Annotated in this window: 2 protein-coding genes; both read left to right on the top strand. The window is 73.4% G+C overall.

Features of this window, described 5'->3' with window-relative positions; all coding sequences use genetic code 11:
* Position 1 precedes the first annotated feature (1 nt).
* Entirely contained in the window at positions 2-20,044 is a 20,043-nt protein-coding gene (locus tag BLV96_RS09375; RefSeq protein WP_091388984.1) for a non-ribosomal peptide synthetase, read from the top strand.
* Positions 20,041-24,027 carry a non-ribosomal peptide synthetase gene (locus tag BLV96_RS09370; RefSeq protein ID WP_086679145.1) on the top strand — a complete coding sequence of 1,329 codons (3,987 nt, stop codon included), beginning with the start codon at positions 20,041-20,043 and terminating at the stop codon, positions 24,025-24,027. The genes BLV96_RS09375 and BLV96_RS09370 overlap by 4 nt, the downstream gene beginning before the upstream one ends.
* Positions 24,028-24,030 lie beyond the last annotated feature (3 nt).

The following is a 24,030-nucleotide window of genomic DNA, read 5'->3' as shown; positions in this document are numbered from 1 at the left end:
AGTGAACGAACTGGAGCTGATCACCGTGAACCACGACGCCCGGCAGCTGCTGGCGGCCTGGAACGACACCACCACCGACGTCCCGGAGGCGGGCCGCACGCTCACCCGGCTGCTCGCCGAGCAGGCGGCCCGCACCCCGGACGCGACGGCGCTGGTGTTCGAAGGCGAGTCCCTGACCTACCGCGAACTCCACCGGCGGGCCGACGGGCTCGCGAATCTCCTGGTCGAGCGGGGCGTGGGCCCCGGTGTCCTCACCGGCGTCTGTGCCGACCGCAGCCTTGAACTGGTGATCGCCCTGCTGGGGGTGCTCAAGGCCGGCGGCGCCTACGTCCCGCTCGACCCGGACTACCCGGCCGACCGGCTGGCCTACATGGTCGCCGACAGCGCCGCGCCGGTCGTCCTCACCCAGACCCACCTCGCCGGCAGAATCGACGCCGAGACCATCCTCCTCGACGCCGTGGACTTCGCTGCCCGCCCGGCCCCGGAACCAACGACGTCCACCAAGGACCTCGCGTACGCCATCTACACCTCCGGCTCCACCGGCCGCCCCAAGGGTGTCCTGGTCCCGCACGAGGGCGTCGTCAACCGTCTCATGTGGACACAGGCGGAATACGGCCTCACCGCCGGCGACCGCGTCCTGCAGAAGACGCCGTCCAGTTTCGACGTCTCCGTCTGGGAGTTCTTCTGGCCGCTGCTGACCGGCGCCACGCTCGTCGTCGCCCGCCCCGGCGGGCACCGCGATCCGGCTTACCTGGCCGAGCTCATCCGCGCCGAGCGGATCACGACCGTCCACTTCGTCCCGTCGATGCTGCAGGCGTTCCTGCTCGACCCCGCCGCCGCGACCTGCACCGGCCTCCGCCGCGTCCTGTGCAGCGGCGAAGCCCTGCCCGCCGAGCTGCAGGCCAGGTTCTTCGCCACGCTTCCCGGCGTCGAACTGCACAACCTGTACGGCCCCACGGAAGCCTCGGTCGACGTCACGTACTGGGCGTGCCGGCCCGAGGAGACGTCCGTCCCCATCGGACGTCCGGTGTGGAACACCCGCACCTATGTCCTCGACGCCGAGTTGAAGCCGGTCGCACCGGGTGTCGCCGGCGAGCTGTACCTCGCCGGGATCCAGCTGGCCCGCGGCTACCACGGCCGGCCCGGCCTGACGTCCGAGCGGTTCGTGGCGAGCCCGTTCGCGCCGGGGGAGCGGATGTACCGCACCGGTGACCTCGCCCGCTGGTCCGACGAAGGAGCCCTGCACTACCTCGGCCGCACCGACCACCAGGTCAAGATCCGCGGCCTGCGCGTCGAGCTCGGTGAGATCGAGGCCGTCCTCGACCGCCAGCCCGGCGTCGGCGGCTCCTGCGTCCTGGCCCGTGAGGACCGCGAAGGCGACCAGCGCCTGGTCGGTTACGTCGTCCCGGACGGCGCCGCACCCGACGTCGACGCCCTGCGTGCGGCTCTGGCCGAAAACCTGCCGGAGTACATGGTCCCGGCCGCGTTCGTCGTGCTGGAAGACCTGCCGCTGACCCCGAGCGGCAAGCTCGACCGCAAGGCCCTCCCCGCACCGGACTGGTCCGCCGCCCGCACCGGTCGCGCCCCACGCACCCCGCGTGAGGCCGCGTTGTGCGAGCTGTTCTCCGAAATCCTCGGTGTCGACGGCGTCGGCATCGACGACGGCTTCCTCGCCCTCGGCGGCCACTCCCTCCTGGCCGCCAAGCTCGTCTCCCGGATCCGCGCGACGCTCGGCGTCGAGGCCGGCATCGGCGACGTCTTCCGCGCGCCGACCCCGGCCGGCCTGGCCGAACTGCTCGAAGACGCGCCCGCGGCCCGCCCGGCCCTGACCCCGCGCCGCCGTCCCGAGCCGATGCCGCTGTCGTTCGCGCAGCGCCGGCTGTGGTTCCTCGACCAGGCCGACACCCGGAACGCGAGCTACCACGTCCCGCAGGCCGTCCGCCTCGACGGCCCGATCGACGCCGACGTGCTGCGGCTGGCCGTCGGGGACGTCGTGGCCCGCCACGAAGCCCTCCGCACGATCTTCACCCGCGACGGCGACGAGCCGGTCCAGCACATCCTGTCTTCCGGCGAAGTCCCACTGGTGATCAAATGGTCCACTGAGGACACCTTGGCCACCGACCTGACCGCGGCCACCGAGGCCGGCTTCGACCTCGCCCGTGACCTGCCGATCCGCGCGACGCTGTTCACCCTGCCCGGCGACACCGCCGTGCTGCTGCTGGTCGTGCACCACATCGCGAGCGACGGCTGGTCCTTCGCCCCGCTCCTGCGCGACCTGTCCACCGCCTACACCGCCCGCGTCACCGGCAACCCTCCGAAGTGGACGCCCCTGCCGGTCCAGTACGCGGACTACACGCTGTGGCAACAGGAACTCCCCGTCGAGCGCGACCTCGCGTACTGGCGGGACGCCCTGGCCGGGCTGCCCGAAGAACTGCCGCTGCCCGCCGACCGCCCGCGCCCGGCGGTCGCGAGCCACCGCGGCGGTGTCGTGCCGATGGACGTCCCCGCCGACGTCCACCGCAAGCTGGCCGACCTCGCCGCGGCCGAAGGCGCGACGCTGTTCATGGTCCTGCAGGCCGCGTTCGCCGCCCTGCTCACCCGCCTCGGCGCGGGCGACGACGTCCCGGTCGGCTCGCCGGTCGCCGGCCGCACGGACGCCGCCCTCGACGACCTCGTCGGGTTCTTCGTCAACACCGTCGTACTGCGCTCGGCCACCGGCGGCGATCCGACGTTCCGCGAGCTCCTGGACCGCGCCCGCGAGACGTGCCTGGCCGCGTTCGAGCACTCCGAGGTGCCGTTCGAGCGGGTCGTCGAGGACCTCAATCCGGCTCGCTCGCTCGGCCGGCACCCGCTGTTCCAGGTGCTGCTCGTCCTGCAGAACAACCTCGCCGCCGAACTGAACCTCGACGGCGTCCGCGCCACCGGCGAACGCGTCGACATCGGCTACGCGAAGTTCGACCTGGCCGCGATCTTCGAGGAGCGCGACGGCGAGCTGACCGGCCTGCTGGAGTTCGCGAGCGACCTGTTCGACCGCGCCACCGCCGCCACGCTGGCCGGCCGCCTCCTGCGTGTCCTGGCCGCCGTCGCCGCGAACCCGGACACCCGCATCGGCGACCTCGACCTCCTCGACCCGGCCGAGCGGCACCAGGCCGAGACGGGCGGCATGCTCGCGCCCGCCGCCCCGGCCGTCACGCTGCACGAAGTCATCGAGGGCCACGCCCGGCGCACGCCGGACCGCACCGCGCTGCTGTTCGAGGACCAGGTCGTCACCTACGCCGAGCTGGACACCCGCGCCAACGGCGTCGCCGCGCTGCTGACCGGCGTCGAGCCCGGCCGGATCATCGCGATCTGCCTCGACCGCGGCCCGGACCTGGTCACCGCGATCCTCGGCGTGCTCAAGGCCGGGTGCGGGTACACACTCCTGGACCCGTCGTTCCCCGCCGAACGCCGGCAGCTGCTGGCCGAGCAGGTCGACGCGCCCATCGTGCTCGACGACCTGTCTTTCGCGAAGCCCACGTCGGCGGCCCCGCGACGCACGGTGTCCCCGGCCGGGCCCGCCTGCGTCATGTTCACCTCCGGCTCCACGGGCACGCCCAAGGGCGTCGTCGCGTCGCACGAAGCCGTCGCGACCACGATCCTCGGCCAGGGCTACGGCGGCGACGTCTGGCTGCAGACCGCGCCGGTCTCCTGGGACGCCTTCGCGTTCGAGCTGTTCGGCGCCCTGCTCACCGGTGCCGCCTGCGTCCTGCAGCCCGGGCCGAAGCCCGAGCCCGCGCTCATCGCCGACCTTGTCGAGCGGCACGGCGTCACGACGATGTTCGTCTCCGCCAGCCTGCTCAACTTCCTCCTCGACGAGTACCCGGTCGTCTTCACGCGGGTCGGCAACGTCTACACCGGCGGCGAGGTCGCCTCGGTCACGCACCTGGCCAAGGCCTTGGACAGCTTCCCGGACGTGACGTTCACCAACGCCTACGGCCCGGTCGAGAACATGATCTTCGTCAGCTCGCACCGCGTCACACGAGCCGACCTCGGCGCGCCCATCCCGATCGGCGTGCCGCTGAACGGCAAGCGCGCGTACGTTCTGGATGAGCGGCTGCGGCCGGTCGCCCCCGGCGTCGTCGGCGAGCTGTACGCCGCGGGCGGCGGCATCGCGGACGGCTACGTCGGCCGCCCCGGCTTGACCGCCGAGCGGTTCGTCGCCTCGCCGTTCGCGGCGGGGGAGCGGATGTACCGCACCGGCGACCTGGTGCGCCGCCGCGCCGACGGCGTCCTCGAGTACGTCGGCCGCGCCGATGACCAGGTCAAGATCCGCGGGTTCCGCGTCGAACCGGGCGAAGTCCGGACCGCGCTGGGCACCCACCCGGCGGTCACCGAGTCCGCGGTCGTCGTCCGCGAAGACCGGCCGGGTCAGAAGCTCCTGGTCGCCTACGTCGTCGGCGAGCCCGCCGACTTCCGGGCGTATCTCGCCGAACGGCTGCCGGAACACCTGGTGCCGAGCGCGTTCGTCCGGCTCGACGCGCTTCCGTTGACCCCCAACGGCAAGCTCGACCACCGGGCCCTGCCCGTGCCCGAGCGCACCAGCACGACCCGCGCGCCGCGCACCCCGCGTGAAGAAGTCCTCTGTGGACTCTTCGCCGACGTCCTCGGTGTCGAGACGGTCGGCGTCGAAGACGGGTTCTTCGCCCTCGGCGGGCACTCGCTGCTCGCCGCCCGGCTCGTCGCCCGCATCGGTTCGGTGCTGGGGGCCCGGATCGGCGTCGCCGACGTCTTCCGCGCGCCGACCGTCGCCGGCCTGGCCGCCGTCCTGGACAGCGCCCGGGCCGCCCGGCCCGCCGTCGTGGCCCGGCCGCGCCCGGACGTCCTGCCGCTGTCGTCGGCGCAGCGCAGCCTGTGGTTCGTCGAGCAGCTCGACCGGGCCGGCGCGACCTACAACGTGCCGCGCGCGTTGCGGCTGACCGGCACCCTCGACGTCACGGCGCTGCGCCAAGCGTTCGCCGACGTGATCGAGCGCCACGAGGCCCTGCGGACGGTGTTCCCGGACACCGACGGCGTGCCGCGCCAGGAGGTCCGGCCGCTCACCGAGCTGCCGTGGACCGAAGAAGCAGTGGACGTCGCCGAGTTCGCCGCGCGCGAGTTCGACCTGGCCACCGACCTGCCGATCCGCGCGGCGCTGCGGCGCGAGGGCGACGACCATGTCCTCGTGATCGTCACCCACCACATCGCCAGCGACGGCTGGTCCTTCGCCCCGCTGCTGCGTGACCTGTCGACGGCCTACGCCGCCCGCGTCACCGGTGAGACTCCGAAGTGGACTCCGCTGCCGGTCCAGTACGCGGACTACGCGCTGTGGCAACAGGAGCTGACCGACGACTCCCTCGGCTACTGGGCCGAAGCGCTCGCCGGGCTGCCCGACGAGATCAGCCTGCCCTTCGACCACCCGCGCCCGCCGGTCGCGAGCCACCGCGGCGCCACGCTGCCGGTGCGCCTCGACGCGGACCTGCACGCGCGGCTGCTCGACCTCGCCCGCGGTGAGCACGCGACACTGTTCATGGTGCTGCAGGCCGGGTTCGCCGCGTTGCTCTCGCGCCTCGGCGCCGGGGACGACGTCGCCGTCGGCACCCCCTCGGCCGGCCGTCCCGACGCCGCACTCGACGACCTCGTCGGCTTCTTCGTCACGACGCTCGTCCTGCGCACGGACCTCAGCGGCGACCCCACCTTCACCGAGCTCGTGCGGCGGGTCCGCGAGACCGCGCTGACCGCGTTCGACCACGCCGACGTCCCGTTCGAGCGGGTCGTCGAACAGCTCAACCCGGCGCGCTCGACCGCGCGGCACCCGCTGTTCCAGGTCATGCTGGCGCTGCAGAACAACGTCGCGACCAACCTGACCCTGCCCGGCCTGGCCGCGGCGGACGTGCCGGTGACGACCGAGACGGCCAAGTTCGACCTCACCCTCAACCTGGAGGAGAACACCGGCGCCGACGGCCGGCCGGCCGGCATCGGCGGGTACCTGGAGTACGCGACCGACCTTCTGGACGACGGCACCGCGGCCGACCTCGCAGACCGGTTCGTCCGGCTGCTCGAGGCCGCCGTCGACGCGCCCGGAACCGCCTTGTCCACAGTGGACCTGTTGTCGGACGGTGAGCGCACCGCGATCGACTCAGCCAACCGCGAGACGGCGCGGTCGCTGCCGGACACGTCGGTCATCGAGCTGTTCGAGGCCCGGGCCGCGGCCACGCCGGACGCTCCGGCGCTGGAGTTCGGCGCGACGACGCTGACCTACGCCGAGCTGAACACCCGGGCCAACCGGCTCGCCCACCACCTGGCCGCCCGCGGTGCCGGGCCCGAGCGGTACGTCGCCCTGGCGCTGCCGCGCGACGAGCAGCTGATCGTCGCGATGCTCGCCGTGCTCAAGACCGGCGCCGGCTACCTCGCGCTCGACCTGGAGTACCCGGCCGACCGCCTGGCGATGATGCTGGAGGACGCCGACCCGGCCCTGGTGCTCCACAGCGACGACCTCGTCTTCGCCGACGAGACCGGCAACCTCGACCACACCGCGTCGCCGGACAGCCCGGCGTACGTGATCTTCACGTCCGGCTCGACCGGCCGCCCCAAGGGTGTCGTCGTCCCTCGGCGGCCGCTGCTGAACTTCCTCCTCGACATGGTGGACCGGTTCGGGATGACCGCCGGCGACCGGCTCCTCGCGGTCACGACCGTCGGCTTCGACATCGCCGGCCTGGAGATCTTCGCCCCCCTGCTCGCCGGGGCCACGGTCGTGCTCGCGAGCCGCGAGGACGTGCGCGACACGCGCGCCCTGGCCGCGCTCGCCGAGGACGTCACGCTCCTGCAGGCCACGCCGAGCCTGTTCCACGCCCTGCTGGCCGAGCCCGTCGACCTCTCGGACGTGCACGTCCTGGTCGGCGGCGAAGCCCTGCCCGACGACCTCGCCGTCGCGCTGCGAGCGCGGGCCGCGTCGGTCACCAACATGTACGGCCCGACCGAGACGACGATCTGGTCGACGACCGCTCGCGTCGGCGAAGGCTCGCCGACCATCGGCACGGCGATCGCGAACACGCAGGTCCACGTGCTCGACCGCGCGCTGCGGCCGGTGCCGCCGGGGGTCCCGGGTGAGCTGTACCTCGCGGGCGACGGCGTCGTGCGCGGCTACCTCGGCCGGCCCGACCTGACCGCGGACCGGTTCGTCGCCTCGCCGTTCGCGGCCGGGGAGCGGATGTACCGCACGGGCGACCTGGTCGCCCGCCGCCGCGACGGCGAGATCCGGTTCCTCGGCCGCGTCGACCACCAGGTCAAGATCCGCGGCTTCCGCATCGAGCTGGGCGAGATCGAGACCGTGCTGGCCGCGCACCCGGCCGTGGCGCTGCGCGCGGTCGTCGTCCGCGAGGACCGGCCCGGCGACAAGCGCCTGGTCGCCTACGTCGTGCCCAGCGAGCCGGTCGACGTCGAAGAGCTGCGCCGCCACCTCGCGGCCGCGCTGCCGGGGTACATGGTCCCGTCGGCGTTCGTGTTGCTCGACGAGCTGCCGCGGACCCCGAACGGCAAGCTCGACCGCAAGGCCCTGCCCGCCCCGGCCCTGGAGAGCGGCGCCGGCCGGGTGCCGCGCACCGCGCGTGAGCACGCGCTGTGCGAGCTGTTCGCCGAGGTCCTCGGGGTGCCCGAGGTCGGTATCGACGACGGCTTCTTCGACCTGGGCGGGCACTCGTTGCTGGCCACCCGGCTGGCCGGGCGGATCCGCGCGGTGCTCGGCCTCGACGTCACCGTGCGGGCGCTGTTCGCGACCCCGACGGTCGCCGGGCTCAGTGAGAGCCTCGGGGACGCCGTCGCGGCGCGCCCGGCCGTCACGCGGCGCCCGCGGCCGGACCGCCTGCCCTTGGCGCCCGGTCAGGAGCGGCTGTGGTTCCTGGCCCGGATGGATAATGAGGACACCGCGTACCACATGCCGATCGCGTTGCGGCTGCGCGGCGACGTCGACGCTTCCGCGCTGGCGGCCGCACTGTCCGATGTGGCCGGTCGCCACGAAGCCCTGCGCACGTACTACGCCGAGGACGAGTCCGGGCCGTACCAGGTGATCCTGGACTCCTTCGAGGTCCCGTTCGAGATCGGCACCGGCTCGGTCGCCGAGGCCGCGCGGACGCCGTTCGACCTGGCCGCCGCCCCGCCCGTGCGGTCGTGGCTGTTCGGCGAGGGGAACGAGCACGTCCTGCTCGTGCTGACCCACCACATCGCCGGGGACGGCTGGTCGATCCCGGTCCTGCTGAGCGACCTGGCCGACGCGTACGCCGCCCGGCTCGACGGCCACGCTCCCGAGTGGACACCGTTGCCGGTCCAGTACGCGGATTACACGCTGTGGCAACGGGAACTCGACAGCGACGTCGCCTACTGGGCGGAGGCCCTCGCCGGCCTGCCCGAGGAACTGGCGCTGCCTTACGACCGCGTCCGGCCCGCCACCGCGGACCACGCCGGCGGGTCCGCGGCCGTCGAGATCCCGGCCGAGCTGCACACCCGGCTCCTCGAACTGGCGGCCGGGCAGCGCGCGACCCTCTTCATGGTCCTGCAGGCCGCGCTCGCGACGCTGCTGGCGCGGTTCGGCGCCGGCGACGACGTCCCGATCGGCACCCCGGTCGCCGGGCGGCCCGACCCGGTCCTCGACGACCTCGTCGGCTTCTTCGTCAACACCGTCGTCCTGCGCACCGACGTCAGCGGCGCCCCGGCGTTCACCGAGCTGCTGGACCGCGTCCGCGAAGCCGACCTGAGCGCGTTCGAGCACGACGACGTCCCGTTCGAGCGCCTGGTCGAGGAGCTGAACCCGGCGCGGTCGGCCGCGCGGCACCCGCTGTTCCAGGTTATGCTCGTGCTGCAGCAGGACAATCCGCCCATCGCACTGTCCGGAGTGGACACCGAGCCGTACGAGGTGGCCCGCGCGGTCGCCAAGTTCGACCTCACCGCCGCGCTGGAGGAGCGCGCCGACGGTGGCGGGATCACCGGTGCCTTCGAGTACGCCACGGCGCTGTTCGACGCCGCCACCGCCGAGCGGCTGGCGACGGCGTTCGTCCGGCTGCTGGCGCAGATCGCCGACGCACCCACGACGTCGGTCGCGGCCTTCGACGTCCTCACCACGGCCGAACGTGACCTGGTCCTCGAGGCGGGCCACGCGCTTTCCCTCGCGCCGACGCCGCGGGACTGCCTGCACACGATCGTCGAGCGGCAGGACCCCGACGCCGTCGCGATCCTGTTCGAGGGCGAGTCGCTGACCTACGGCGAGCTGAACGCCCGGGCCAACGAGGTCGCCCACCACCTCATCGCCGACGGCGTCCGGCGCGGCGAAGTGGTCGGTGTCCTGATGGAGCGCGGCTTCGACTTCGCGATCGCGGTGCTCGGCGTGCTCAAGTCCGGTGCCGCCTACACCCTCCTGGACCCGAGCTACCCGGCCGAGCGCCTGGCCGCGGTCACCGAGCAGGCGGGCGTCCAGCGGGTGCTGAAGTCCCTGCCGAGCCACCCCGACCGCACGAACCCCGGCGTCGAGCTGACCCCGGCCGACCTGGCGTGCGTCATGTTCACCTCCGGCTCGACCGGCGTTCCCAAGGGCGTCGCGACGTCGCACCGCGGGGTCGTCGCGACCATGGGCCAGGGCTACGCGACCTTCGACGCCGGCCAGGTGTGGCTGCAGTGCGCGCCGGTCTCGTGGGACGGCTTCGCGCTCCAGCTGTTCGGCGCCCTGCTCTACGGCGGCCGGACGGTCCTGCAGCCCGGCCAGAACCCCGAGCCGGAGCGGATCGCCGCGCTGGTCGTCGAACACGGCGTCACCGTGCTGCACGCGTCGGCCAGCCTGTTCAACTACCTCCTCGACCAGGAACCGCGGGTCTTCACCGTGCTGCGCCGGGCGATGACCGGCGGCGAGCCGGCGTCCGTCGAGCACGTCACCAAGGCGCTGCGCGAGTACCCGGACGTCCGGCTGATCAACGGATACGGCCCGGCCGAGAGCATGGGTTACACGACGTTCCACCTGATCACCGCCGCGGACCTCGGCGGCACGGCCATCCCGATCGGCCGGCCCGTGGCGAGCAAGTGCGCGTACGTCCTCGACGCGCACCTCGCGCTGGTGGCACCCGGTGTCACGGGCGAGCTGTACCTCGCGGGCCACGGGCTCGCCGACGGCTACCGCGGCCTGCCCGCCGCGACGGCCGAGCGGTTCGTGGCGTCGCCGTTCGCCCCGGGGGAGCGGATGTACCGCACCGGCGACCTCGTCCGCTGGCGTGCCGACGGCGTCCTCGAGTACGTCGGCCGCGCCGACGACCAGGTCAAGGTCCGCGGCTTCCGCGTCGAGCCCGGCGAGGTGCGGGCGGTGCTGGCGCGCCACGACGGTGTCGAGCAGGCGGCGGTCGTCGTCCGCGACGGCCGGCTGATCGGCTACGTCGTCGGCTCGGCCGAGCCCACGGCGCTGCGCACCTACCTGGCCGACCGGCTGCCGGACTACCTCGTGCCGTCGGCGATCGTGCCGCTGCCCGAGCTGCCCCGGACCGCGAACGGCAAGCTCGACCGCCGCGCGCTGCCCGCGCCGGACTTCGCGGCGGCGTCCCGGCGGCGGCCGCGGACCGTCACCGAGAACGTCCTGTGTGGACTGTTCGCCGAAGTGCTCGGCCTGCCCGAGGTGGGTTTGGACGACGGGTTCTTCGAGCTGGGCGGGCATTCGCTGCTGGCCGCCCGGCTGATCGGCCGCGTCCGCGCGGTGCTCGGCGTCGAGCTGGGCATCCGGGACCTGTTCCGCACGCCGGCTGTCGCCGGGCTCGCCGAGGTGCTCGGCGACGCGGCCCCGGCGCGGCCGCCGGTGACCCGCCGGGAGCGGCCGGACCGGCTGCCGCTGTCGTTCGCGCAGCAGCGGCTGTGGTTCGTCGACCAGGCCGAGGAGGCGAACGCGGGCTACGACGTTCCGCGAGCCCTCCGCCTCCGCGGCGCCCTCGACGTGGCCGCGCTGCAAGCGGCGCTGGCCGACGTCGTCGGACGGCACGAGTCGCTGCGGACGGTGTTCCCGTCCCGCGAAGGCGAGCCGTGGCAGGAGATCCTGACCGCTTTCGAGGTGCCGTGGACCGTGACGGAGTCCACTGAGGACGCACTGCCCGACGTCCTCGCGGAGGCCGCCGCGCACGTCTTCGACCTGCGTGCCGAGCTGCCGATCCGGGCGCACCTGGTCTCGGTGGCCGCCGACGACCACGTGCTGCTGCTGGTGCTGCACCACATCGCGTCCGACGGCTGGTCCGCCGCGCCGCTGTGGCGCGACCTGGCCACCGCCTACGCGGCCCGCCTCGACGGGCACGCGCCGGACTGGACGCCGTTGCCGGTGCAGTACGCGGACTACACGCTGTGGCAGCGTGAAGTCCTCGACGAGCCGGAGCTCGCCGGCCAGCTGGCCTTCTGGCGCGACACCCTCGCCGGCGCACCCGAGGAGCTGGCGCTGCCCGCCGCCCGGGTCCGCCCGGCCGTCGCGAGCCACCGCGGTGGCTCGGTGGAGTTCGCGCTCGGCGCGGACGTCCACAAGGGACTGAACGACCTGGCCCGGGGGAGCGGCGCGACGCTGTTCATGACGCTGCAAGCCGGGTTCGCGGCCCTGCTGTCCCGGCTCGGCGCCGGGGACGACGTGCCGCTGGGCACCGCGGTCGCGGGCCGCGGCGACACCGCGTTGGACGACCTCGCCGGGTTCTTCGTCAACACCCTGGTCCTGCGCACCGACGTGTCCGGGCAGCCGACGTTCCGGCAGCTCCTGACCCGCGTCCGGGACGCCGGGCTGGCCGCGCTGGCGCACGCCGACGTCCCGTTCGAGCGGGTCGTCGAGGAACTGAACCCCGCGCGCTCGGCGGCCCGGCATCCGCTGTTCCAGGTGATGCTGGTGCTGCAGAACAACGCGACCGCGCAGGTCAGCCTGCCCGGGCTGGTCACCGAGGGGGTCACGGTCCGCCGGGACGTCGCCAAGTTCGACCTCACCGCGGGCATCGAGGAGAACCACGCCGCCGACGGCACGCCGGCCGGGCTGACCGGCCGGCTGGAGTACGCGACCGACCTGTTCGACGCTCGGACCGCGGAGTCGATCGCGGCCCGGTTCGCCCGGTTCCTGACCGCGGCCGTCGCCACGCCGGATGTGTCCGTTGTAGACCTGGACGTCCTCGGTGCCGGCGAGCGAGCCGAATTGCGGGCTTTCGGCTCGACCCGGATGACTGCGCCGGCCCTGCGGCTGCACGAGCTGGTCGAGCGGCAGGCGGCCTGGGCGCCGGACGCCGCCGCGCTGATCTTCGAGGGCTCGACGCTCACCTACGGGCAGCTCGACACCGAGGCCAACCGGCTCGCCCGGCACCTGGTGGCGGAGGGGGTCCGGCCCGGCGACCTCGTCGGTGTCCACATCGGACGCTCGCCGCGGCTGGCCGTCGCGCTGCTCGCCGTCCTCAAGGCCGGCGCCGCGTACACCGTGCTCGACACGGACTTCCCGGCCGACCGGCTGGTCGCGGCGCTCCGGCGGACGTCGGCCGCGGTCGTCCTCACCGACGGGCGCACGTTGCCGTGGCGGCGGATCGACGTCGTCGAAGACGCGGCCGCGATCGCCGTCCGCGACGGCGGTGTCCTCGGCCTGCCCGGCAGCCCGGACGACCTCGCCGTCGTCATGTTCACCTCCGGCTCGACCGGCGTCCCGAAGGCGGTCGCGGCCCCGCACCGCGCGGTCGTCGGCACGCTGACCGGCCAGGACTACGCCGGGTTCGGCCCGGACGACGTCTGGCTGCAGTGCGCGCCGGTGTCGTGGGACGCGTTCGGCACGCAGCTGCTCGGCCCGCTGCTTTCCGGCGGCACGGTCGTGCTCCAGCCCGGCCAGCGGCCGGAGCCGGCGCTGATCGAAGACCTGGTCGTGACGCACGGCGTCACGGTCCTGGACGTCTCGGCGAGCCTGTTCGACTTCCTGGTCGACGAGCACCCGGCGGTGTTCGCGATGGTCCACCGCGCGATGACCGGCGGCGAGGCGGCCTCGCCCGCGCACCTGGCGAAGGTGCTGCGGGAGTACCCGCACGTCGCGGTGGTCAACGGGTACGGCCCGGCCGAGACGATGGGCTTCAGCACGTTCCACGAGGTCACGGCGGTCGACGGGCCGGTACCGATCGGGCGGCCGCTGACCGGCAAGCACGCGTACGTCCTGGACGCGCGGCTGCGGCCGGTGCCGGCCGGGGTCGTCGGCGAGCTGTACCTGTCCGGCGTCGGCACGGCGCTGGGGTACCTCGGGGCGCCGGGTGCGACGGCCGAGCGGTTCGTCGCCGCACCGTTCCTGTCCGGTGAGCGGATGTACCGGACGGGCGACCTCGCCCGGTGGACCACCGACGGTGTCCTCGAGTACGCCGGCCGGGCGGACGACCAGGTCAAGATCCGCGGGTTCCGCGTCGAGCCGGGCGAGGTGCAGGCCGTGCTGGCCGGCCACGACGGCGTCACGCAGGCCGCGGTCGTCGTCCGGGACGGCTCGCTGGTGGCCTACGTCGTCGGGACGGTCGATCCGGCGGTGCTGGCGGAGTTCGCCGCGGCGCGGTTGCCGGAGTACCTGGTGCCGTCGGCGATCGTGCCCTTGGCGGAGCTGCCGCGGACCGCGAACGGCAAGCTGGACCGGGCCGCGTTGCCCGCGCCGCAGCGGGTCGTCGCCGGGCACGTGGCTCCGCGGAACGCGGTGGAGACCGCGCTCGCCGCGATCTGGGCCGACGTGCTCGGGATCCCGTCACCGGGGGTGGAGGACAACTTCTTCGCGCTGGGCGGGCACTCGCTGCTGGCGGCGAAGGTGACCGGCCGGATGCGCACGGAGTTCGGCGTGCGGCTGGGCGTGCGGGCGCTGTTCGAGGCCCCGACGATCGCCGCGTTGGCCCGGCTCGCGCCGGAGGCGTCCACTGTGGACTTCACGCCGATCCCGGTCCGCTCGCGCGGAACGCGGACGCCGCTTTCGCCGGTGCAGCGCGGGTTGTGGTTCGCCGAGCGGCTCGCGCCGGGTTCGGCGGAGTACCTGGTGCCGCTCGTGTTGCGCATCGGGGGCGACCTCGACGTGGCGGCCTTGGCGGGTGCGTTGTCGGCGGTGGTGGCGCGGCACGAGGTGCTGCGCAGCCGGTTCGTCGAGGTGGAGGGGGAGCCGGTCCAGGTGGTGGACCCGGTGCGGCCGGTGCCGCTGCCGGTGACCGAGGTGACGGACATCGACGCCTTCGTGCGGTCGCAGCTCGAGATCCCGCTCGACCTCGAGCACGGCCCCGTCTTCCGGGCCGCGCTGGGGCGCGGGTCGGAACGCGACCACGTCCTCGTTCTGCTGCTGCACCACATCGTCGCCGACGGGTGGTCCATGGGCGTCCTCGCCACTGAGCTTCGCGACCACTACGCCGGCGTGAAACCCACTGCCCTTCCGGTGCAGTTCGGCGATGTCGCCGCCTGGCAAGCCGCCGCTGACGACCGGGCCGGGCTCGACTTCTGGCGCCACGCACTCGACGGCATGCCGCACGTCGCCGAGCTGCCCGCCGATCGGCCGCGGCCGCTCACCCGGGACATCGCCGGCGCCAAGACGCCGGTCCACATCCCCGCCGAGGTCGTCGACCGCCTGCAGAAACTCGGCGCGAAGCAGGGCGCGAGCCTCTTCATGACCGTCCTGGCCGCCTTCGAAGTCCTGATCAGCCGCTACACCGCCATGCGGGACTTCGCGATCGGCACTCCGGTGTCCGGCCGCAACCACCCGCAGACCGAGCCGCTGATCGGGCACTTCGTCAACACCGTGCCCCTGCGCGCGGACCTGACCGGCGACCCGGCCTTCACCGAACTGCTGCACAGGGTCCGCACGAGCACCCTCGCCGCGTTCGACCACGACGACGTCCCCTTCGACCGGATCGTCGAACTCCTCCGCCCGCAGCGCGACCTCACCCGCACGCCCCTCGTGCAGATCGTGTTCGCCCTGCAGAACAACGAAGAAGCCGGCTGGGCGCTGCCGGACCTGACCGTCGAGAAGCTCGCCGTCGACACCCAGGTGAGCAAGTTCGACCTCGAACTCGCCCTCGCCCAGGACGCCGACGGCGCCCTGACCGGCATCTTCGAGTACCCGACCGCCCTGTTCGACACCACCACCATCCAGCGGCTGGCCGGTCACTTCACGACCCTCCTGCACCGGATCGCCGAGGCACCGGAAACCCCCGTCGGCGAACTGGACCTCCTCGGCGAGGCCGAGCGGAACCACCTCGTCCACGGCGTCAACGACACGAAGATCGCCTACGACGAGAACGTCTGCCTCCACCACCTCATCACCGAGCAAGCGGAAAAGACTCCGGACGCGATCGCCGTCGAATACCTCGATGACCACATCGATTACGCCGGGCTGGAACGCCGTGCGGGCGTGCTCGCCGCCCGCCTGGCCGAGCACGGCGTCGGCCCGGACGTCCCGGTCGGGCTGCGGATGGACCGCTCGATCGACCTGATCGTCGGCTTGGTCGCCATCCTCAAGGCCGGCGGCGCGTTCGTCCCGATCGAGACCGACGCGCCCGAACCGCGCGTACTCGGCATCCTCGGCGACGCGCACTCGCCGGTCTGCCTGGTCAACGAGGGTGCGAAGACCCCGGCAGGGAGTCAAGTCACCTTCCTCGAAGTGTCCGATTTGGACGGTGAAGCGAAACCGGCGAAGGACACCACCCACCCGGACAACCTGGTCTCGATCTACTACACCTCCGGCTCCACCGGCAAGCCGAAGGGCGTCGCGAGCACCCACCGCGGCTGGGTCAACCGGCTGCGCTGGCACCAGGACACCTACCGGCTCCAGCCGGGCGAAGGCGTCCTGCAGAAGACGACCCTCGTCTTCGACGACGCCGCCGTGGAATGCCTCTGGCCGCTCATCGTCGGCGGCCGTGTCGCGCTGATCCCGCCGGGCCTGCACCGCGACCCGGCCGCCATCCTGGAAGGCGCGATCAAGCACCGGGTCGCCAACCTGCAGTTCGTCCCGAGCATGCTGACGCTGTTCCTGGAGCAGCTGACCCCGGCCGACCGCGCCGCGCTCAAGACGGTCCGCAACGTCATCACCAGCGGCGAAGCCCTCCAGCCGGAACTGCTGAAGCTGTTCTTCGACCGCCTCGGCGACACCGCCACCCTGCACAACCAGTGGGGTGCCACCGAGGTCTCGATCGACTCGACCATGCGCGAATGCGTACCGGCGGACTTGCGAGGCGCGGGCTCGGTGAGCGTCGGCTCGCCGATCGCCAACAACCAGATCCACGTCCTCGACGAGCACCTGCGGCCGGTCCCGGTCGGCGTCCCCGGCGACCTGTTCATCGGCGGCGTCGGCATCGCGCGGTGCTATCTGGGCGACGCGCGCAAGACGGCGTCGGCGTTCCTCGCCAGCCCGTTCGAGCCGGGGGAGCGGCTCTACCGCACCGGCGACCGCGGCCTGCGCACCCCCGACGGCGCGCTGACCTTCCTCGGCCGCCAGGACTCGCAGGTCAAGATCCGCGGCATCCGCGTCGAGCCCGGCGAGGTCGAGCAGGTCCTCCTGGAATTGCCCGGGGTGCGCGAAGCCGCGGTCACGGTGTGGCAGCCGGTGCCGGGCGACAAGCGGCTCGCCGGGTACGTCACCCCGCAGGCCGGTGTCACGCTCACCGAAGTCGAGATCCGCGAGCAGCTGCGCGACCGGCTGCCCGTCTACCTCGTGCCGACGGCGCTGAGCGTGCTGCCCGAGTTCCCGACGACGACCAGCGGCAAGATCGACCGCAAGGCGCTGCCCGCGCCCGCCGCGGCCGGCGCCGAGTACCGCGCTCCGGAAGGCCCGGTCGCGGAACTGGTCGCCGAAGTGCTGCAGAACGTCCTCGGCGTCGAGCGGGTCGGCGCCGACGACAACTTCTTCGACCTGGGCGGACACTCCCTGCTGGGCGTGCGGGTGGTCGCCGAGCTGCGCAAACGGCTCTCGGCGGACATCCCGATCCGGCTGATCTTCGACTCGCCCACGGTCGCGGAACTCGCCGACGCCGTCGCCCGCGCCACCAAGCGCGAGTTCGAGGCCATCCCGAAGCGGGCGAGTGGCCCGGCGCCCCTGGCCGGGGTCCAGGTCGGCATGTGGCTGGCCGACCGGATGGCACCGTCGAGCGCGGAGTACCTGGTACCCAACGCGGTCCGCCTCCGCGGGCCCCTCGACGTCGACGCCCTCTCCGCCGCGCTGACCAAGCTGGTCGAGCGGCACGAGATCCTGCGGACCCGGTTCGTCGAAATCGACGGCGAGCCGCGGCAGGTCGTCGACCCGGCCGGCCCGGTCCCGCTGCCGGTCACCGACATCGACGCGATCGAGCCGTTCCTTGAGCTGCGCGGCATCGATCTCGCCACCGGGCCGGTGTTCGCCGCGGCCCTCGGCCGGCTCACCGACGACGACCACGTCCTGGTCCTCTCGGCGCACCACATCGTCCTGGACGGCTGGTCCGAAGGCATCCTCGCCGAGGAACTGCGCGACCTCTACGCGGGCGCCGACCTGCCGCCGCTGCCGGTGCAGTACGCCGACGTCGCGGCCTGGTCCCAGCCGAGCGAAGCGGACGTCGAGTTCTGGCGGACGCAGCTCGCGGGAGTACCGCAGGTGGTGCGACTGCCGACGGACCGTCCGCGGCCGCCGGTGCGTGACCCGCGCGGGGCGCGGTACGAGTTCACCGTGCCCGAGGCGCTGGCGACCCGCCTCGGCGAAGTCGGTGCGGAAGCCCGGGCGAGCCTGTTCATGACGCTGCTCGCCGGGTTCCAGGTGCTCGTCGCGCGGCACACCGGGCTGCGCGAGTTCGCGATCGGCAGCCCGGTCGCCGGCCGCGACCACCCGGACACCGAGCGGCTGATCGGCCAGTTCGTCAACACCCTCGCCCTGCGCGCCGACCTGACCGGCTCGCCCGGCTTCACCGAACTCCTGGACCGGGTCCGCGAGACGGCGCTGAACTCCTTCAGCCACCAGGAAGTCCCGTTCGACCGGGTCGTCGCCGAGCTTCGGCCGGACCGCGACCCGAGCCGGAACCCCCTGGTCCAGCTGATGTTCGCGCTGCAGACGGTCTCCCAGGGTGGCTGGGAGTTCGCCGGCCTGGACTGCGAACCGGTCGGGGTCGAAACCGGCGCGGCGAAGTTCGACCTCGCCATGGTGCTGCGCGAGCAGGCCGACGGCACGGTCGGCGGCGTCCTCGAGTACCCGGTCGCGCTGTTCGACGAGGACACGGTCGCCGCGTTCGCCGAGCGCTACCTGCGTCTCCTCGCCGGGTTCGCGGCCGACCCGCGGCGACCGGTCGACCGCGTCCCGATGTTGGACGCGGCCGAGCTCGCGCCCCTGGCCGGCACCGCCCCCGGCGGGACGTTCGCCGGGCTGATCGAAGCCCAGGCCCGGCGGACCCCGGACGCCCCGGCCGTCGTGGCCGGGCCGGATTCGCTCACCTACGCCGAACTGGACGCGGCCGCCAACCGCGTGGCCCGCCTCCTGCGTGAGCGCGGCGCCGCACCGGAAACGGTGGTCGCGCTGCTGCTGCCGCGTTCGGCCGACCTGGTCGTGGCGCAGCTCGCGGTGGTCAAGACCGGCGCGGCGTTCCTGCCGATCGACCCCGGCTATCCGGCCGAGCGCGTCCGGTACATGATCGACGACGCGAACCCCGTGCTCACGCTGGAAGAGCTGCCTGCGTCCACAATGGACGACGCTCCGCTGGACGTCGAAGTGAAACCGGAGAACGCGGCGTACGTGATCTACACGTCGGGGTCGACGGGACGGCCGAAGGGTGTCGTCGTCAGCCACGCCGGCCTCGGCACCCTGGTGGCGAACACCATCGCCGCTTACCAGGTCGGGCCGGGCGACCGGGTGCTGCAGTACGTGTCGCCGAGCTTCGACGCCTCGATCCTGGAGCTGTGCGCGTCGCTGATGACCGGGGCCGCGCTGGTCGTCACCCCGCCCGGCCCGCTGCTGGGCGACCAGCTGCGGGACGTCCTCGCCGAGGGCCGCGTGACGCACGCGCTGATCCCGCCCGCGGCCCTGGCCACCGTCGAGGACACGAACCTGCCGGACTTCCGGACGGTCGTGGTCGGCGGCGACGTCTGCCCGCCCGAGCTGGTCGCGAAGTGGGCGCCGGGCCGCCGGATGCTCAACATGTACGGCCCGACCGAAGCCACGGTCGTCTCGACGGTGTCCGAACCCCTGGTGGTGGGCGCCCCGGTGACCATCGGCAGCGCGTTGAAGCACACGCTGGCGTACGTCCTGGACGACCGGCTCCAGCCGGTGCCTCCGGGCGTGGCGGGCGAGCTGTACGTGGCGAGCCCGGGCCTGGCCCGCGGCTACCTCGGCCGGCCGGGGCTGACGGCCTTGAGGTTCGTGGCGAACCCGGCCGGCGGGCGGATGTACCGCACCGGCGACCTCGTCCGCCGCACCCGCGCCGGCGACCTGGAGTTCCTCGGCCGGACCGACGACCAGGTCAAGATCCGCGGCTTCCGCATCGAACTCGGCGAAGTCGAGTCCGCGCTGCGGGCGCACCCGGCGCTCACCGCGGCGGTCGTGCTCGCCAAGCCCGACCCGGCCGGGCAGAAACGCCTGGTCGCCTACGTCGCGGGCGACGTCACGGCCGCCGAGCTGCGGACGTTCCTCGGCCGGCGGCTGCCCGAGCACCTGGTGCCGAGCGCGTTCGTCGTGCTCGACGCGCTGCCGGTCACCACGAGCGGCAAGCTCGACCGGGCCGCGCTGCCCGAACCGGCCGAGGAGGCGGCGGACTACGTCGCTCCGAGCAGCCCGGAGGAGCAGCTGATCGCCGACATCTGGGCCGAGGTCCTGGGCGTGCCCCGCGTCGGGCTCGGCGACGACTTCTTCGCCCTCGGCGGGCATTCCGTGCTCGCCGCCAAGGTCCGCATGCGGCTGCAGGCCGCGTTCGGCGTGGACCTGCCCCTGCCCGTGCTGTTCCAGACCACCACGGTCGCCGCGCTCGCCGCCGTGGTCCACACCGAGATCGAGGCCGAGCTCGCCGGCATGTCCGAGCAGGAGCTCCTCGACTCCCTTTCCGAGGAGGCCAGCGCATGACCACGTTCGACATCCGCCCCGCCGCCGAGCCGGCCGACGCCGAGCGCGCCGCGCGGCTGCGGGCCGCGGTGCTCGCGAAGCGGTTGCGCGGCCGGGCGGCCACCACGCCGGTCCGCGCGTTCGGCCGGGCCGACCGCGACGCGCCGCTGCCGCTGTCGGCGGGACAGCAGCGCCTGTGGTTCCTCGACCGCCTCGACCCGGACAGCGCCGAGTACGCCGTGCCGTTGCTCCTGCGGCTCGAAGGAGCACTCGACGTCGGCGCGCTCCGGCGGTCCCTCGATGCCTTGGTGGCGCGACACGAGATCCTGCGCACGACGTACACCGCGGAGAACAACCGGCCGCGCCAGGTGATCGGGGCCGCGGCGCCGGTCGGCCTCCCGGTGGTCGAAGGTGACCTGGACGCGGTGCTGACCGAGTACGTGAGCCGCCCGTTCGACCTGGCGGCCGGGCCGGTGTTCCGGGCGCTGCTGGTCCGCGAGGCGCCGGAGCGGCACGTGCTGGCGCTGAACGTCCACCACATCGCCTGCGACGGCTGGTCCCTGCCGATCCTCATGGACGACCTCCGCAAGCTCTACACCGGCGCGGACCTGCCGCCGATCGAACTGTCCTATGCGGACTTCGCGGCCTGGGAACAGTCCCGGGTGGACGCCCACACCGCCGGCCTCGCGTACTGGCGGGAGCGGCTCGCCGGGCTGGAGACCCTGGAGCTGCCAGCGGACCGCCCGCGGCCGGCCCAGCGCGACCACCACGGCGCGTCGGTCCGCTTCACCATCCCCGCGGCCGCCGCCGAAGCGGTGCTCGAGCAGAGGAAGAAGACGGGCGCGACGCCGTTCATGACCTTGCTCGCCGCCGCGTACGTCGTGCTCGGGCGGCACACCGGACGCGAGGACATCGCCGTCGGCACCCCCGTCGCCGGGCGAGGACGGGCCGAGCTGGAGCACATGGTCGGGTTCTTCGTGAACACCGTCGTCGCCCGCGGCGACCTGTCCGGCGACCCGGACTTCGCCACCCTCGCCGACCGCGTCCGGGTGGCCCGGCTGGCCGACCAAGCGCACGAGGACCTGCCGTTCGAGGCCCTGGTCAAGGAGCTGGCGCCGGAACGCGACCTCGCGCACACGCCGGTCGTCCAGGTCATGTTCGCCGTCTACGACGCTTCCGAAGGCGAAGGCGCGCTCGGCGACCTGAAGGTGTCGAGCGTGGACCTGCCGTCGAGCACGGCGAAGTTCGACCTCATGATCTCCTTCGTCCGCCAGGCCGACGGTTCGGTGGAAGGTGTGCTGGAGTACGCGACCGCGTTGTTCGACGAGGTCCGGATGGCCCGGATGGGCGAGCACTTCGTCCGGCTGTTCACCGAGCTGGCCGCGCGGCCCGGCGTCCGGCTGTCCGAAGTGGACGTCCTCGGCGCCGACGAGCGCAAGCTGCTGCTCGAGACCTGGAACGCCACCGCCGAGCCCTACCTGCGCGGCACGCTGCACGGCCGGATCGCCGCGCAGGCCTTGTCCACTCCGGACACCATCGCCGTCCGCTGTGGACAGACCGAGCTGACCTACGCCGAGCTGGACGACCGGGCCACCCGGCTGGCCCAGCGGCTGCGAGCGCACGGCATCGGCGTCGAAACCCCGGTCGGCGTGCTCTGCGAACGCGGTCCGCTGCTGCTGCCCGTGCTGCTGGCCATCCTCAAGACCGGCGGCCACTACATCCCTCTGGATCCCGCGTACCCGCAGGACCGCAAGGAGTACATGCTCCGCCAGGCCGGCGCCCGCGTCCTCGTCACGACCCGCCGCTACGCCGGTGAGAACCTCGGCGACGTCGTGGTCCTGGCCGACGAGCCGGTCGCCGACGACCCGGTGCCGTGGCAGGATCCGGTCGTCGACCCGGAGAACCTCGCCTACATCATCTACACCTCCGGCTCCACCGGCCGCCCCAAGGGCGTGATGATCAGCCACCGCGGAGTGCTGCACTACCTGGACTGGTGCCGCCAGGCCTACCGCGCCGACGAGGGCGACGGCGCCCCGGTGCACTCGTCGCTCGCCTTCGACCTCACCGTCACCGGGCTGTTCCTGCCGCTGCTGTGCGGCACGACCGTCACGCTGGTGCCCGAGGACGAACACCCGGTGGCGGGCCTCGCGGACGTGCTGTCGAGCGGCCGGAAGTTCAGCTTCGTCAAGCTGACCCCGGCCCACCTCGAACCACTGCGCCGCTGCCTGACGCCGGAAGCCGCCGACGCGGCCGCGCACCTGGTCGTCGGCGGCGAGCAGCTCACGGCGGAGGCGCTGGAGTTCTGGCGGGAGCACGCCCCGGACGTCGTGGTGGCCAACGAGTACGGCCACACCGAGACCTCCGTGGCCAACGTGATCAACCTGCTCCCCGCCGACGAGTGCGTCACCACGCCGATCCCGGTCGGCCGGCCGATCTGGAACACCGAGGTCTACCTGCTCGACCAGCACCTGCGGCCGGTCCCGGCCGGCGTCACCGGCGAGCTGTACGCGGGCGGCGCCGGAGTCGCGCGCGGCTTCGCCGGCAACCCCGGCCTGACCGCGGCGAAGTACGTGCCGAACCCGTTCGGCCCCGGCCGGCTCTACCGCAGCGGCGACCTGGCCCGATACCTGCCGGACGGGCGCCTGGAGTTCGTCGGCCGCACCGACCACCAGGTCAAGGTCCGCGGCTACCGGATCGAACTGGGCGAGATCGAGGCCGCGCTGGTCGGCGGCCCCGGCGTCACCGAGGCGGTCGCCGTCGTCCGCGACGGCGCGCTCGCCGGGTACGTCGCCCCGTCCACTGTGGACGCCGACGCGCTGCGGGCGCACCTCTCCGAGCGGTTGCCCGAGTACATGGTCCCGGCGACGCTGACCACTTTGGACACCCTGCCGCTGACGTCGAACGGCAAGATCGACCGCGTCGCGCTGCCGGCCCCGGACGCGGCACCCGTGTCGACGTCCGGAGTGCTGCCGCGTGACGAACTGGAGATGGCCCTGGCCAAACTGTGGGAGGACCTGCTCGGCCGCCGCGTCGGCGTCACCGACGGCTTCTTCGACGTCGGCGGCCACTCGCTCCTGGCGGTCGTGCTGGTCGACCGGATCAAGGCCGAACTGGGCGCGACCGTCGGCCTGGCCGAGGTGTTCCGCGCGCCGACGATCCGCGCGCTGGCCGACCTCATCCGCGGCGGGGACCACGGCGGGGGACTGGTTGTGCCGCTGTCGCCGGGCCGGGCGGGTGTCGCGCCGCTGTTCCTGCTGCCGCCCACTGCCGGAAGCCCGTTCCCGTACCTGCAGCTGGTCGCCGAACTGGACCCGGCACTGCCGGTGTTCGGCCTGCAGGCCCCCGGCTTCGCCCCCGGCGAAGACCCGGTGCACACCATCGAAGAGCTGGCCGCGGCGTTCGTCGCGGACTTGCTCCCGGTCGTGGGGGAGCGGCCGATCCGACTCGCGGGCTGGTCCCAGGGCGGGTCGGTGGCGTTCGAAATGGCCGCCCAGCTGGAAAAAGCCGGCCGGGCCGTCGAGCACCTGTGCGTCATCGACGCGACCGTCCTGGGCGTCGACGACTACGGCAACCCGCTGCCGGAGGCCGACACCAGCGACCCCCTGGCCTGGTTCGGCGAGGCCGTGCTGAAGCTGGCCCCAGGAGCGACCGACACCCTCGACGAGATGCTCGCCGAGGCCCGCGACCGCGGCATGGTCTCCGAAGTCGCGGGCAACGCCGTCGTCGAGCAGATGGCCCGGGTCTACCTGGCCGGCAAGGACGCCGTCGAGGCCTACCGCTGCCGGGCGGTCGTCGACACCGGCATCCACCTCATCACCTCCACCGGCACCCACCCGGTGAAGGGCCGCCCGGAGGTGCGGCCGGAGAGCTGGCGCGCCCGCACGCGCGGCGAGCTCACGGTGACGCCGGTGCCGGGCCACCACTGGGACATGGTCGAACCGCCGCACGTGGCGGAGCTGGCCCGGGCCGTGCTGGCCGGGCTCGCCGTGACCGCCGACGAGTGAAGG

This window comes from Amycolatopsis pretoriensis (assembly GCF_900107925.1).
GTDB classification, from domain to species: domain Bacteria; phylum Actinomycetota; class Actinomycetes; order Mycobacteriales; family Pseudonocardiaceae; genus Amycolatopsis; species Amycolatopsis pretoriensis.
The sequence above is the reverse complement of the archived record's forward strand: the minus strand, read 5'-3'. Positions and strand labels throughout refer to the sequence as shown.

Coding starts and splice junctions, on each gene's coding strand:
- BLV96_RS09370 (WP_086679145.1), top strand. CDS start 20,041: ATGACCACGTTCGACATCCGCCCCGCCGCCGAGCCGGCCGACGCCGAG.